This window comes from Dyadobacter sp. CY261, from assembly GCF_021440085.1.
GTDB lineage: Bacteria > Bacteroidota > Bacteroidia > Cytophagales > Spirosomataceae > Dyadobacter.
On the sequence record NZ_JAKCPW010000001.1, the window covers coordinates 1,347,469 to 1,363,459 of the forward strand.

Annotated in this window: 9 protein-coding genes; 1 reads left to right on the plus strand and 8 read right to left on the minus strand. The window is 47.9% G+C overall.

Annotated features, from left to right (window positions below):
* Positions 1-110: 110 nt before the first annotated feature.
* From LZD49_RS05355 to LZD49_RS05375, 5 genes are all read right to left on the minus strand, one after another.
* Entirely contained in the window at positions 111-992 is an 882-nt protein-coding gene (locus LZD49_RS05355) for a hydroxypyruvate isomerase family protein (RefSeq protein WP_234666290.1), read from the minus strand.
* A 24-nt stretch (positions 993-1,016) separates the two neighbouring features.
* Entirely contained in the window at positions 1,017-1,913 is an 897-nt protein-coding gene (locus LZD49_RS05360; protein ID WP_234666291.1) for a hydroxypyruvate isomerase family protein, read from the minus strand.
* 208 nt (positions 1,914-2,121) lie between these two features.
* A complete protein-coding gene (locus tag LZD49_RS05365; RefSeq protein ID WP_234666292.1) occupies positions 2,122-4,818 on the minus strand; it encodes a c-type cytochrome in 2,697 nt (898 codons plus the stop codon).
* A 261-nt stretch (positions 4,819-5,079) separates the two neighbouring features.
* Positions 5,080-6,591: a RagB/SusD family nutrient uptake outer membrane protein gene (locus tag LZD49_RS05370; protein ID WP_234666293.1), complete on the minus strand. Its 1,512-nt coding sequence runs from the start codon at positions 6,589-6,591 to the stop codon at positions 5,080-5,082.
* A gap of 38 nt (positions 6,592-6,629) precedes the next feature.
* Complete coding sequence (locus tag LZD49_RS05375) at positions 6,630-9,875, minus strand: TonB-dependent receptor (RefSeq protein ID WP_234666294.1); 3,246 nt, start codon at positions 9,873-9,875, stop codon at positions 6,630-6,632.
* A gap of 624 nt (positions 9,876-10,499) precedes the next feature.
* Here LZD49_RS05375 and LZD49_RS05380 point away from each other — a divergent pair.
* The gene (locus LZD49_RS05380) at positions 10,500-10,934 is read left to right on the plus strand and encodes a hypothetical protein (protein ID WP_234666295.1); all 435 of its coding nucleotides are present in this window, start codon (positions 10,500-10,502) and stop codon (positions 10,932-10,934) included.
* 123 nt (positions 10,935-11,057) lie between these two features.
* On the opposite strand, the gene LZD49_RS05385 is transcribed toward LZD49_RS05380, so the two are convergent.
* The 3 genes from LZD49_RS05385 to LZD49_RS05395 form a co-directional block, all read right to left on the minus strand.
* Positions 11,058-11,771, minus strand: a complete 714-nt coding sequence (locus LZD49_RS05385) for a bifunctional 2-polyprenyl-6-hydroxyphenol methylase/3-demethylubiquinol 3-O-methyltransferase UbiG (RefSeq protein ID WP_234666296.1) — start codon at positions 11,769-11,771, stop codon at positions 11,058-11,060.
* Positions 11,772-11,914: 143 nt separating this feature from the next.
* Positions 11,915-13,342: a DUF1501 domain-containing protein gene (locus LZD49_RS05390; RefSeq protein ID WP_234666297.1), complete on the minus strand. Its 1,428-nt coding sequence runs from the start codon at positions 13,340-13,342 to the stop codon at positions 11,915-11,917.
* Between the two features lie 175 nt (positions 13,343-13,517).
* A complete protein-coding gene (locus LZD49_RS05395; RefSeq protein WP_234666298.1) occupies positions 13,518-15,824 on the minus strand; it encodes a DUF1549 domain-containing protein in 2,307 nt (768 codons plus the stop codon).
* Positions 15,825-15,991: the final 167 nt, after the last annotated feature.

Here is a 15,991-nt window from a genome sequence, read left to right on the forward strand (position 1 = left end):
CTAGTTCTTTTCATTACTAGAAATCGGGCTGGCAAAATTGATTTTTAACGAAAAACGGCGCCATTAGCTGAAATGGCGCCGTTTTTTGGAATAATAGCCGTGAAAATACGTCAGGCGACATCACAAATCCCCACACACTGCTTCAAAGAGGCCAGCGGTTCGCGCTTCGGAATAAATTCCTGAGCGACAAAGCCTGTGAAACCGGTTTCTACAATTGCTTTCATGATGGCCGGATAATACAGTTCCTGAGTTTCGTCGATTTCTGCGCGACCTGGAACTCCGCCGGTGTGATAATGGCCGATGTATTTATGGTATTGCTTGATGGTCGCGATGACGTCGCCTTCCATGATCGACATGTGGTAGATGTCGTAAAGCAACTTGAAGTTTTCCGAGCCGACCATCTCGCAAAGACCAGCACCCCAGGAAGTGTGGTCACACATATAGTCTTTGTGATTGACTTTGCTATTGAGCAACTCCATGATCATCGTAATGCCGTGCTTTTCCGCAGACGGCATCAACCGTCGCAAACCAATGGCGCAGTTTCGCATTCCATCGTAGTCCGACATGCCGCGCCGATTGCCTGAAAAGCAAATAACTGTTTTGTAACCAGCTTCTTTTAGTTTTGGAAAAATGTCCTCGTAACTTTTGACAAGTTCATCATGTAATGCCAAATCGTTGAAGCCTTTTTCGATACCCATACCAGCACCGTTTGGCAATGCGCAAGTCAGTCCGTATTTTTTCAATGTAGGCCAATCTTCCGGCCCAAGGAGTTCGATGGATGTAATACCGATTTTCTTGCATTCCTGCGCGAAGGTGTCGAGCGGGATCTTTCCATAACACCATTTGCAAACCGAATGGTTGATTTTCCCAGCGAGTTTAGTGCCTAAAACTGATTCGTTTTTGGCAAATACTTCCGAAATCGACAGGAGACTTGCGGCACTTGCAGCAGTCCCTGCGGCGATATTTTTTAATGCGTTTCTTCTGGTTGGCATATTGTAAAATATTGAATGTCAATGCTAGGCGATATCACAAATGGTGACACCCTGTTTCAATGAAGCCAAATCGTCGCCCCGGCTCGGGACAAACTCCTGCCCTACGAATCCTTTGTAACCGGTTTCCACAATGGCTTGCATGATCGACGGATAGTAAAGCTCCTGTGTTTCGTCGATTTCATGTCGGCCCGGAACACCGCCGGTGTGGTAATGGGCGATGTATTTGTGGTATTTCTTAATGGTCGCAATTACGTCACCTTCCTGGATTTGCATGTGGTAAATGTCGTAAAGCAATTTAAACTTCTCGGAACCAACCGCTTCGCAAAGGGCTGCCCCCCACTCTGTCCGGTCGCACATGTAGTCCTTATGGTTGACCTTGCTATTCAACAGCTCCATTACCAGGGTCACATTATGCTTTTCGGCGGTTGGAATCAGTTTCCGGATACCTTCTGCACAATTACGGATTCCATCATAGTCGGACATGCCTCGTCGGTTTCCAGAGAAACAAATAATTTTGTCATAACCGGCAGCGCGCACCTTTGGGATTACATCTTCAAATCCCTTGATGAGTTCCTCGTGGTTTTTCGGATCGTTGAAGCCCTTGTCAATACTCCGGGTAAGTCCCTCGCCCCAGGGCAATGCGCAGGTAAGTCCATATTTTTTGATCACTGGCCATTCTTCCGGGCCGAGCAATTCAATCGAGGTGAGCCCTATCTTCTTGCATTGCTGCGCAAAGGTTTCGAGCGGAATCTTGCTGTAACACCATTTGCAAACCGAATGGTTGATTTTGCCATTCAGTTGCGGCCCCAGTGCTTTTTCCGAAGCGGCAAATGCACCGGCCAGCGACGTTGAGAATGTGGTTAGCCCTGCACTGGCAGCAATGTTTTTCAAGGCCTTCCGACGGGATGAAATTTGAGTCATTTAAGATTAACTAACTGGTATAATGTAGATTAAGTATTTTGTTGCGCGATTTAAGCCGAAGAATCCGGTGCTATATACGGAATATCACCTATCCGTAAAAAAGTAGTGATGCTACCGGACCATTTTGTCTTGAAAGACACCCTAGTCGACACGTAGCACCACTATCTTAAGCCTAATAAATTATAATCTACTCTAAATATCCCGTGATCTATTTTCCGCCTTTAACGGAAGCAGATTCGGTATAAATCGGGTTGTTTTTGTTACCACCTGCCATCAGGTAAGCCACCAGATCGCGTAGTTCGCTCGGGTTCAAACCGTTGATTAAGCCTGGAAGCATCATCGATACCGGGGAGATTTTGCTGGAAACGACATCCTTTTTCGCCACTTTCCGGATCGTTTTAGTGTCAAACGGGTTTTGAGAAACATAATAGAAGTTGGCATCCTGGTTCACCTCACGTCCCACGATCGATTGTCCATCTTTCATTTGGAAAGAAATGGAAGCGTATTGATCCGACACAGCTTTATCAGGAATGATTATGGCTTCGAGCATATCCTTTACGGAGAAGCGCGTTCCCAGCTGTGTCAGTTCAGGACCAACATCCGCACCTTCACCCTGGATTGTGTGGCAACGGCTGCAAAGAACGGCAGAGAAAATTTGCTTTCCACGTTCGAAATCGCGGTTTGCCAGACTGTCTTGTACCAACTCCACAGCTTGTTCTACTTTCCAGGCACGGCCAGGACCTTTTGGCGTGTAGAGCTTAACGAGATCGTTACCTGTTCCTGTAAGTAATTCAGAGCCAGAGAGTTTATTGTAATATGCAACTTTATCGCTTGGTACGTTCTTTAATGCCAACTGACGTGCCTTATCGATAAAACCAATGTAGCTGCGGCCACCCTGGTAGCTGAATGCTTTATGGAACCATTTGAAATACTCTTCACGCGATGCCGGTGTCCAGCCGGTTTTAGCACCGCTGAGCATGATGGCGTAGAATGTTTGCTGTTGTGGCGGCATTTTTTCCAACAAACTTGCCAGGTCGAGACCGTACTGGGGATTACGAAGGATAAGGTCGGCTGAGGCGGTTACCATTTCATTGTCCTTATCGTCAAACTTCTCGTTTTTCGAGATAAGTGCCAGGGTTTTTTCCACTGCTTTGGGCGCTTCTAGCGTGATAAGAATCTTCGCTAAAAACCTGTTTTGCAACGCATTTGGCGATGGGTATCTCGGGTTCAGGTAAGCAGTTATTGCCGATTTGGTTGCAGCGTCCGGCTGACCGGTACGATATAGGATCACTTCCACCGCGCGCAAAAGCGCTTGCTTGTTCAAATCGTCCAGCTTGGTGTAGTCAATCGTTGCCAGTTTTTTCAACAGGGGCCCTCCTACTTTGGTCGAATCGCCCTGACGGCCCAATGCAATGGCTGCATAGATAATCGATTGCGGATCCTTTTCGGCGAAAACTTTGCTCTCCCATTGGTCAACAGGTTGATGCTCAATGGCTAATCTGCCCGCATAGCGAAGGAAACGGTCGCTACTTTTTAGCAATGGCCAAGCCTGGTCGATCGCTTTGGGATCCTTTTTAACATGATATTCCTCGATAGCAGTGCGTTGCTTGTGCTCGTTGGTGATAACAGGCGTAACGACGTTCGAACCAGGTGCGATGTTCTTATAATCGCCATAATACACACGATACAGGTCGGATTCCAAACGGCGGCCACCTGTCAGGAAGTACAATGCGCCGTCAGGGCCGATTGCACCGTCTGTCAATGGAAGCGGCGCTCCTGAAAGGAACTCTTCGTGATCTGCGGTGTAAGTTGAGCCGCTTGGTTTCAGGTGCAAACCGTGAACAATACCAAAGCTCCAGTCGAATGCGAGCAATGTGTTTTTGTATTTCGCAGGGAAACGGGCGTCTTTCAGATAAATAAGGTTGGTAGGCGATCCCTGACCGATGTTCATTACCGGTGACAGGAAATCGGCAAATGCCGGCGAAGTGTTCGCAGAGCCTGTTCTCCATCCGAATTCACCACCGCTCACGGCATGGCAAACACGGGTTGGACGGTACCATGGCGTTCCGAAATCCCATTCCATATCCGAGTCATAAGCAAAAAGATCGCCTGCCTCGTTGAAAGCGATGTCGTATGGGTTACGGAAACCGGCTGTGTAGAGCTCCCAGCTTTTTCCTTCGGGATCAGTGTGCGCGATCCAGCCACCAGGTGCGTTGCGGTCGGTAGCATGGCCGCGCGGGTCTTTGATGAATGGGAAAAGGTTGTCGTTTTTCCAGTTCGGCATCAGACGGTAGATGTCCATTTTAGGCAGGTCGGTAAAATTACCGGCCACTACGAACAGCGATTTCTGATCCGGCGCCATTACGATACTATGCGGGCCGTGCTCGCCTTCGCCTGTCAGTGGTTTGATGAGTGTGATTTTATCGTACTGATCGTTATTGTCCGTGTCCTGCAAACGATAGAGTCCGCTTCCTTTCGGGAACCGTGCGTTCGATCGGTTATTGATCATCACGTAAAGGCTATTGAATGCGTACAGCAATCCGTGGGCATAGCCCATTGCTACTTTCGCGGTATCTCCTTCAATTTTAAGTGTCTCTACCTGAGGCTTATCCGTGGATCCAATCGCCGGTAATACCAGCCGGTACAGTCCGCCGTACTGGTCGGAAGTAATCATCCTTCCCTTGTTGTCAAACGTCATGGAAACCCACGAGCCGCTTTTTTCTTCCGAAACACTGTATAAATGGTCGGCTTTGAAGCCGTCCGGTAGCTTGATTTTATCAACCTTGGAGCCGGGGGGACGGTGCTTGGCGGTGCGGTTACTTAGCATCACTCCACAAAAGACCCCCACGGCGAGCAGCACCGCAAGTGTCATCGGAAGTTTTAACCATTGTTTTGTTGTGTACATCTTACAGCTCAGAGTTTAAGTAAATATGATTTGATAAAAGGATGAAGCATCGGGATGCCTTTGGCTCGCAGGTTAAAGACCTTCTTAAATAAAGCAAACTAAAACTTTAAATAATCTGATAATTGCAATATTAGAGCGAAACATCCATGCGACTATCCTGTTGTGTGGGGTATCGGCCCGATAAGTAGAAGTTAATTACACTATCAAACAAAAAGTGCAGCGAGGTTGACCCTGCTGCACTTTTGTTTCTTCAAGTAACCATCAGAAATGTGGTGTCAATGCGGCTTCAACAGCTGGCAGACCGTAGTAGTCGTCCAGCACTGTGAATGCATTTGGCGGTGGTACGGCTGTTTTCGGGAAGTAATATGCCTGCGGGTTTGCTTTCACTTTGGCACCATATGCGCCGATGATCTCCTTCACGCGACCTGTGCGGGTGAGGTCGAACCAGCGTTTGTTTTCGAAAGCCAGCTCTACCCTTCTCTCTTTGAAGATCGCTTCACGCATATCTGCCTGTGAAGCTGCTTTGGTTGCAGCCAGACCAGCTCTCGCACGAACCTGATCCAGGTAAACAGCCGCATCAGCGGGTTTGCCCTGCTCATTCAACGATTCAGCCAGGAACAACAGCACTTCCGCATAGCGATAAACAGGCCAGTTTTGACCGGTATTATTGTGCAGGGCGTGCGTGCGCGCGTACTTCTTGATATAAGGATAGGTCTTGTTTTCGACCAGGGATCCGCTTAATGTTACATAACCGATCGAAATGTCCTTTCTTTTATCTCCCGTTTCGTAAGCAGCAATCAGGTCAGGTGTTGGAATGTTGTTACTTTCCTGAGATGTTGGCTGTGGATTGGAAGTACCGGTAATCGGCGCGATTTCAACAGCGGTGATCGGCGATGGGATGAACCGATAAATCTGGTTACCGTTATACCCCGACGATCCCTCCATGTACTGGATTTCGAAAAGCGATTCCTTGTTGTTTTTGTTACCGCCTGTGGTCGAGAATGCATCATTGTAATCGGGCATCAGCGCATATTGGCCGCTTGCTACAATTTCTTTCAGTAGCGGTTCAGCCAGGGGCCATTTCTTCTGGGTAATGTAAAGATTGGCCAACAACATTTTCGCAGTGCCCGAAGTCACGCGGCCCGCTTCCTGTTTTGCTTTGTCGAAAAGACCAGCAGCAGCTTCTTTGGCATCTTTCTCAATCTGAGCATAAATTTCTTCGGTCGTCGACAATTTTAATGGCGCATCTTCGCGGCCGACCACCGGCGTAAGGTGAAGAGGTACTTTGCCGAAAAGGCGGACCAGGTCGAAGTAGGCAAATGCACGCAGGAACAAAGCTTGTCCTTTGAGGTTGGCTTTTGACGTTGCATCGAAGTCCACTCCGTCGATCAATGCGACGACCTGGTTTGCCCGTGCGATGACGCGGTAGTTCAGGCGATATTGCACCAATACGTTATCATTGGCGGTGACGCCATTGGCTGTGGGTACGGCAAAATCCGCTACGTTTTCAGTCGGGTCCACCGCGCCATACAATACGTTACGAGCGTAGTAAGTATTATCGGAATGCATTTCTTCCAAAATCCAGGCACGCTCGTTGTACATCTGGCGAAAAGGCTCATAAGTAGCATTGACCGCCTGCTTGAAATCGCTTTCCGAGGTGAAAAAGGTGTTGGAACTCAACGCAGTTTCCGGGATGACCGTCAGGAAGTCGTCGCCACATCCTGCCATCATACCTGCTGCCAGGATCCACGCCGCTATATATTTTAGTTTCATTTTTTTCGGATTTAAATGAGAGGTTTTACAAGTCACGCTTAGAAGTTCAGGTTTACACCCAATGTCCAGGTGCGTGGCACAGGATAGTTCGAAAGGTCAACACCCTGGCTCAGGTTACCACCATCTCCCTGTCCGTCGCCTTGTGCGCTGGTTTCAGGGTTAGGTCCGCCCCAGTATTTGGTAAATACATAAACCTGCTGCACGCTCGCATAAAGACGCGCAGATTTAAACAACTTGTTGATTCCACCCAGGTTGTAACCCAGTGTAATGTTCTTAATAGTAAAGTAAGAAGCATTTGCCAGGAAATGAGAGCTGTTCCAGTCACGTTCCACACCCGTGTAGTTACCGCCATTGTTGGTGGCACCGTACATACCGCTGCCAGTGGTGATCACCGTTTGAGCTTCTGGAGCGCCGGTAACCGGGTTAGGACCATTTTTCACACGGAAACGATCTTTCGCTCCTGCCACCATGTTGAACACACCGTCGAGGTTGGCAGTACTGTACAGGTGGCGAACCCACAATTGGTTACCCTGCGATCCTGATCCCACTACCGAGAAATCCCAGTTTCCATAGCTCAGGGTGTTGGTGAGTCCGTATGTGAATTTCGGGAATGGGTTTCCGATGATCGTGCGGTCGTCAGCATCGCCACCATTAGTGATGTCACCGCTTCCGTTGATATCACTAAATTTGATGGTTCCGATAGCCGAGCGTCCAGGAATGATCGGACTGCTGGCCAGCTCTTCTTTGCTCGTGTAAAAACCTTCTTTCACCAAGCCGTAGAATTGCCCGAAAGGCTTGCCTACTTGTGTAATGTGGAAACTACCATATACGCGGTCGATGCCCGGAGCGAGTTCCACTACTTCGTTGCGGTTGAATGAAATGTTGGCATTGGTTGTCCATTTCAGTTTGCCTACCAGGTTGCGCGTTGTAAGTGAAACTTCGTGTCCCCAGAACTTGATCTCACCGATATTGTCATTGTAATTAGCAAAGCCGGCTTCCTGTGGGATCTGAACGGCATAAAGCAGGTTGGTCGTCCGTTTCGTGTAGAAGTCATAGACCAACTGGATGCGATCATTTAAAAGACCTAAGTCAAGGCCTGCATCAAACTGCTTGGTGGTTTCCCAACCCAGATTGGTGTTCGAGAGCGACGTCACTTGTGCACCGGTTGCCACAGTGTTTCCGAATACTGCATTGGTCGTATTGTTCACCAGAGCGTATTGCGTGTAGTTACCGATGTTGTTGTTACCGATCACCCCGAAGCTTGCCCGGAATTTTGCAAATGAGACTTTCGGGATGGCCTGCATAAAGTTCTCATCCGAAACAACCCAGCCGACAGAAGCGGAAGGGAACGTACCCCATCGGTTATCAGAACCGAAACGGGAAGAACCATCTGCCCGCACAGCGGCGGTGAAGAGGTATTTACCTTTGTAGTTATACGTCAAACGGGAAATATACGACATCAGCGCCCATTCATTGGCACCGTTGAATGTATTGGAACCTGAAATACCGTTCACGTTAAAGTTACCGCCGCGGTCGATGTTCAGCGCCCCTTGAATTGTAGGAAGGCGGTCATCGGTATAAGTATTGGCTGTGATACGGTCAAATTCCTGACGGAAGCGTTGCTGTGTAAATCCAGCGAGCAACTCGAAATTGTGGTTTCCGTTGAAGCTGCGGTTATAGGTTGCAAGGTTTTCGTTCAGCCATGAGAAGTTCTGATAGTTCTGACGGATAGAGACGGCGGTGGTCGGGATCGGCACGTTGATCGCGCTGGTCGCTGTCGACGGATTGAAGAAGAAGAACTTGTTGCTCTCCATTTCGATGTTCAGCGTCGTTTTCAGCGTAAGTCCCTTGATTGGAACGTACTGCAGGTAAGTGTTACCGAGCAACTTGTTGATCTTCGATTCGTTCGTCAGCTCATTGGCGGCACGTACCCAGTTGGGATAGTTGAAGATGTTACCAGTACTTCCCGGGAACGTGTTGAATTTGGTCAGTTCTCCATTTGCATCGCGGATAGGCATTACAGGCCACGTATGCAATGCATTGAAAAGCACACCGGTACCGCGGTCACCGTCGGTTCTTGGCGTATTATCGTACACAAATTGCGGTGCTACGTTGAAGCCGATTTTGATTTTACTTGAAATATCATATTCCGAGTTCATACGCAACGAGTAGCGCTTATAGTTGTTGTTGAGGACAACTCCCTTCTGGTTGAATACACCTGCCACGAGCGACGTTCTCATATTCTCCTTGTTGGAGCTAATGGACAGGTTATAGCTCTGAATAGGCGCAGTGCGTAGCAATGCATCATACCAGTCATTGTTTTTGTCGTGATATTGCGAAGGGTTCTGAAATTCAGCGGGAACAGCCTTGTTTTCGTCCTCGAACATTTCCTTCTTGAATTGTGCGAATTCTTCCGCGGTCAACATTTTGACGCGGCCTCTCATCGGAACTTTCTGAATACCACCGTAAGCACTGAAACTCACACTGGTTTTGCCCGCTGTGCCACGCTTAGTGGTGATCAATACAACGCCGTTGGCCGCACGCGAACCATAAAGTGAAGTGGAGGCTGCATCTTTCAGAATGGTAATATCCTCAATTTCATCAGGGTTCATTTGCCCTATTGTACCTGTGATAGGGAAACCATCAATTACATAAAGTGGATCGCTACCAGCGGTAACCGAAACCTGGCCGCGGATACGCACTGCCATCCCCTGCCCTGGTTTACCCGTAGTCTGGTTGATTTGAACTCCGGCCAGACGCCCTTGCAGTTTCTGTGTAACCTGCGACACCGGAATATCTTTCAGTTCTTCACTTTTTACAGTTTGAACAGACCCTGTAATCTCTTTTTTCAACTGGCTACCATAACCGACAACTACCACTTCCGTCAATGCTTTGGCGTCGGTGGTAAGTTTGATATCTATCGTAGAGCCGTTGCCAACCGTTGCTTCCTGGCTTAGAAAGCCTACGGACGAGAATATAAGCACGCCCCCTCTGTCGGGAACGTTGATGGTGTAAATACCGTCTGCATCCGACACGGTGCCTATCGTAGTGCCTTTAAGCACCACACTTACGCCGGGCAGCTTTTCACCGGCATCGTCTGTGACTTTCCCTTTGATCGTCCGGTCGGCGGTGACATGGTTGCCGACAACCAGCGGATTAGGATTTAAATTATTATCGGCCATCGCATTGAATCCACACGCAACTCCGATGAGCGCCTGGCCCACAGAAAGTTTCAGGATAGAATTCAATCGAGCACAATAAGGAGATTGTCGAAATTGATTCATAAGCTTCATTTTTAGATTTAGTAATTAGCAGAGGCCCGGACATCGCTGGAATGCTCGGGAGAACGGGTTAATCGGTTAAGCTTTTTATTTTCATAGTTATCGGTTTAAGTGAACAATTTGTCGGGATTGTGGAAGTTTGGCAGAGATCGTTTGCAACAATTCTTAAAAATATCGCTTTCGTCTGGCTACGAAATGGGCCTGTTCCCCCGGCGCGATGCCTGGAAAACGGATAAGTTATCGTTGATTAAGATTTGGAATACTTTTAGAAATAAATGTCTCATAGATGTATAAAAGACAATTATTCATATTTAAAGTAACATTTATGCAATACTAGAAGGAATGAAACAACAGACTGTCCTGCTCTGTCTGGTTTTCGGTAATATTTAATTAACATGAGTTTTTTGGATATATCTTATATACCGCAAGCCTCTTGCTGAGGAAAGATTACATGTAGTGCCGCAGGAATGTGGAGTATCTCGCGAAAGGGAGCGGATATGGTTGAGGTAGTAACCGATAAATACAATTTATTGTCAATTTGATCTAATTAACTACTTAGATACAAAGTATTTTATTACTATTGTAGATAATATTGTTTTAATACTTACAATTAAATCTACAAATGTTATGAGAACACGTTTTTATTTGCTTGTAATGTTAGCGACATTAGGTTTTTCTGGGGCAATGGCCAGCAATTCTGAACACGGCAAACAGGTTGCCACCGATCCGACAATTGCATACATGCCTGCACTTTCGGAATCAGGCACCATCAACCTAGCCAAATCGATTACGAAGAAAGCCGCACTCCTGCTCGATCCGCCGGTAATTACGAATCCGGGATTGACACTCTTTTATGCACCATCCAACATGTGGCAGTTTACGCAAATCCCAGGAGGAACTGGCACAACTTATAATTTCTACGTTACATCAGGCTCAGCAACTCTGGTGCCAAACGGGGGCGACTGCTACATTACTACGGTGGATGGCGCAACGGTTTGTGTGGCAGGTACCAATGCTGCGGGGACAGGCACGCCGTATTGTTTTTATGTTCCTGGGATGTAATAAAGTGTAAAAGGACGTATTGCCTGCCAATACGTCCTTTTACACTTTTTTTATGAAGTTGTTTTCCAAGATGCTGTTATGGGTTTAAGGAAACTCCAACAGCATTATAATGGGTAAGACATTTTACTTTCTTACTCCCATTTTTTTCAACAAAGCTTTTACAAACAATTTAGAAGCAAACCGGAAGCCGCTCAATGTCTCTGAATTCGCTTTCAGCATTTCCGGATGGGCAAGATCAAAAATCCTCGGGAGTTTGAGCGAAGATGTAAAGGAAGGATCTTTTGAAAATACGAGTATATTCTGCTTATACCACCAGAGTACGTTTGGGTTGTTCCAGAAATATGGCCTGAGGATATCATGGCAGAAGTAGCCATGCTTTTCAAATTTGGCGATCCAGTAGCTGGGCCACTGCTCATTGACGTGATCTTGCCCTCCCTGGCCGGGTATGGCAGCTGAAAAAACGATGTTATCACTGAGCGAAGTCATGTTCTCAATAAACCTGTCGGCACTTTCAGGGGACAAGTGTTCTGCGACTTCAAGACTTATGGCCAGGTCATACCTTTCTTTGTGAACTAAATCGGCCTTTTGCAGATCAGTACTTATAAATTCGTTTTCGTCCAGATACTTTTTTAGTAAACTCCTGTCCACCCAATCGCCATCCATTCCCAACACTTTGGGAACGCCCTGTTCTTTGAAACAATATAAAAACGTCCCTAATCCGCAACCAAAGTCGACGACACTTTTGGGCTGGAAAACTTGTACCAGCACTGGTACGATCTCCCGTGGAGATTGCAGGTTATAGATGTCCTCAGAGTGAAAAAACTTTGTGGCGCTCATGGGATGATTAAATAAAGTGGTGTAAGATGGATTTTGATAAGACAAGATTGTCTTTAAATCCGACAAATCCAAACATGATAATCCGACGGACAAGACTGATGATCCCCGGGTTAACATGCACCTGCACCACTATGGATCAATTTTCAAACAAGCAACTCCTTTACGGCCAGTCCTTTGCCATCCGGCGTCGTGTAAAATGGCCTTTTTTCGATTTCATACTGGGTATCGGGTGCTATACCTAGTGCATGGTAAATCGTCTGATGGATCCCATCTATCTTGACGGGGTTCTCAATGGTTTTACAAGGACGTTCATCAGCGGTTTTGCCGTAAACAAACCCTTTCTTGATACCGCCACCAAACATCAACATCGAACAGCCGTCGGTAAAATGGCGGTGCATTCCGTAGAACTTAAGGTCCGAGAGAATATCCGGCTGAGCAACCTGTTCTTTTACTTTGGCGTCAGGACGGCCTTCCACCATCATATCCCGACTGAATTCACTTGCGAGAACGACCATTGTGCGGTCAAGTAAGCCCTTCTCGTTGAGGTCTTTAATGAGTTGTGCTATTGGACCATCTATTTGCTTTTTCATATCTTCTAAGCGCGTGTGGCCGTTTTCGTGTGTATCCCAACCTTTAAACGGCTCGTATTCTGTGGTAACGCTGATGAAGCGGGCCCCTTGTTCGGTCAAGCGACGAGCAAGCAGGCAACCCAGTCCGAAACGACCGGTATTATAAATATCGTAACTCTTTTTAGGCTCGGTACTCAGGTCGAAAGCTTTCGATTCAGGCGAATTGAGCAATGCGTAAGCTTGTTCCATCGAACGCTTCAACGATTCACGCTGGTAGTCGCTGCCGAATTCGCCCACCGGGCTGTTGTTGATCAATTCATTATATAACTGGTTCCTCCGTTCAAACCGCCTGGCGTCCATACCCACGGGAGGGCGCACGCTTTCGAGGCCCTGGCTTGGATCGGGGATAAAGAATGGACCGAATTCATTGCCAAGAAATCCAGCGGTATGGAAGGCTTTGAGCTCTTCGGCCTCGCCCACGGTAAAGCGCTGACCGATGTCAACGAATGCCGGGATAACCGGATTTTTCGGGCCAAGCTCCTTCGCAATCCAGGAGCCCATATGCGGTGCGGCCACGGTTTGTGGTGGCTCGTAACAGGTATGCCAATGATATTGATGCCGCGAATGAAGAATGTGCCCCATGTCGGCAGCGACGTACGAGCGGATCAATGTGCCCTTGTCCATCACCTGCCCTATCGATTGCAAACCCTCTGAAAAATGAATGCCGTCAAGCTTAGTCGGCAGCGATTTGAACGTACTCAAAACGCGGTTGCCTTCCATATCTTTTTCAAATGGCGTGTACAGCTTCGGGTCAAAAGTTTCTGTGTGGGCCATCCCTCCCGCCATCCACAAAAGAATCACGGTGTCTGCCGTGGAGTTAGCTCCTGCCTTCCCCCGACACGACGATAGCAGGTTTGATACGGGAGCTCCTGCCGCCAGGGCAGCCAACGTAGCTGCGCTGGCACGTTGTAAAAACTCCCTCCTATTCCATTGAACACTCATTTTAATAATATTTATTTCGTTCTATTTCAATTAGTTAAATTAAATACTTTCAATACTTTTTATATTTTTAGTTAATACTATATTATTAATAATAACTATATTATCTAAATTTATGTTATGTCTTGAAAGTGTTATTCATTTCATACTGTAAGTATCGCTAATAAGTACATTACATTTAATATATCAATTGAAATTCGGGCACAAGTGCGATGGCCCAAACAAGGTCCTGGATCCCTTCTTCGTTCGGGGCCGGTCCAAGTATTTTCTTTGCTGCTGCCAGCTCTTTCGGAACCGGCGAGCGGCCCAGCGCCTTACGGTAAAGCGCGGTGACGAGAGAGTCGGATGTGGGATATTGCGACTTCCAGACTTTGGAACCGGCTTTTAATGTCTCGGTAAATTTGGAACCATTTGTCAGTTCCAATGCTTGCAATAAGTTGGCTTGCGACGTCCGGCTGGTGCTCACGGTTTCGCGATTTGGCCGACCCAGAGAAGTGAGGAATGGATCGTTCTTCACAAAGGCTGCGCGGGGAAATGGCAAACGCGACCGAATGTCCTCGGGTAGTTTTTTCACAGCAAGCGCGGTATCCGCATACATCGGCGTGAAGGCCGTACTGATTGCATCGGCAAATTGCTCGGCAGTGAGTCGTCTTCGAACCATGCCGGTAAACTTATAGTCATTGGCCACAATGTCGCCGGCTTCTTTGACGGACGTGGACGGCAACTGGTAGGTCTTCGACGTTACGATTGTATAGATAAGTCTTCTGATGTCATAACCATTCGCTACAAAATCGGAAGCCAGCCAGTCGAGCAGATCCTGGCTCCACGGCAGGTTATCCATCGCGTCCACAGGTTCTACAATACCACGGCCCATCAATTGCGCCCATACGCGGTTGACCAGCGTGCGGTACAATCGCCCGTCCTTGGGCTGGATGAGAAAATCGGCAAGCTGGCGCAGCCGTTTTTCAGTACTCGTATTGACAGCGATCTCTCCCAGTTCGGGGTAAAGAATACGGGTACCCGCGATCTTACCGGTCGGTTTGTCGCAGCGGTTAATTTCGAGTAATGTGTCGGCAAAAATGTTGGCGAATGCATAAGCGTCTGCCAGTTTCCAGTCGCTTATGAAACTGTCGTGGCATGAAGCACATTTCAGGTTTAACCCAAGAAATACCTGCGCCACATTCTGAGCAGCCTGCATTTCGGTGCGCTGGCTGGAATTGATCGTGCCCCGCCATTTGATGCCCTTCACGAAGCCCTCGGATTCTTTATCAGGGCTGATCAGCTCTTTGACAAACCAGTTATATGGCTTGTTGTTTTGTAAACTGGCATAAAGCCATTTCGAAATACCGAATCGCCCGCCTGTAATGTATCCCGTGCCGTCGTAATCATTACGGAGCGCGTCGTTCCAGAATGTCATCCAATGCTGTGCATATGCGTCGTTCTGTGCTAAAAGTTCTTTTGCAAGCAACTCACGTTTGTCGGCGCGGTTGTCAGTCACGAATGCTTCGATTTTTTCGGGTGGTGGGAGCAGGCCCACAATGTCGAGGTAAACGCGACGGATGTAAACGCGGTCATCCACAACCGGTTTCCAGCTGATTTTGTTTTTTTGGAAGTAGGCATTTACGAAAAGATCAACGGGCTTATTCAGATCACCCGTAGCCGCCGGTACCTGAGGCGTACGCGGTGCGAGTTCTGCCACACGGTAAATGCTCTTTTCATTGCCATCCGGCCAGGGAGCTCCTTTCTCAATCCAGAATTGGAGAATTTTAACCTCTTTTTCGGTAAGGCGTTTGCCTTTTGTGGGCATTGCTTCCTTATCGCCTTTTGGAAGTGTTATCCGGCGGATCAGTTCGCTTTTGTCGGGATGGCTGGGAACCACCACTACTCCATTCTCACCGCCCTTCATGATCGCTTCTTTGCTGTCGAGACGTAAGTCGCCCTTCATTTTGGTTTCGCTGTGGCAACTGTAACAGTTATGCGCCAGGATGGTCCTGACTTCCACATTCAGATTTTGTATTTGTTCGGGGGTTAATGCGCCGTTATTAGTCAGTACGAAATCGGCTTCCGTATCGCCTTCCGGCTCCAGGGTCTCGCCGCCGGGCAACACACTCGACAGGTAATCGTCGCCATGGGTTAGCATGGCACCATAATGCCCCGCGAACGAAACGCCGAATACCGTTGTCAGCAGCAGCCCACGGAAGAGGCTCCGGCTGCCTGAGCGCAGTGTAAATGCCGTGGCCAGCGAAAGCACCATGGTTGCGATGCCGGCCCAGCGATGTATTTCGAGGTTAGTGCCACTGGAATCTTCGGAGCTGGCGAGCAGTAAGCCGAAGATCACAGCCACTACCGCACTGCCCGCGCTGATCCACGTGATAATGCGCGTGCCGTCCCGTAAGACAGTGGATTTGTGTTTCCAGTCAATGAGTTCAAAAAGCAATGCGATGCAAAGCAGTCCAATGGGGAAATGGACCAGTAAGGGGTGCAATCGTCCTAAAAATTGCCAAAGCCAAAAAGTTTCCGTTGCTTGGAGTAACACAGTTCAAGGGGTTAGTGGTTCAGGAATATCGGCGGCGACATTCCGCAATATCATACAATACTAAAATGCGTTCAGATTAATAGTATCCTGTTCTGTCTTGCTATAAATGATAAATA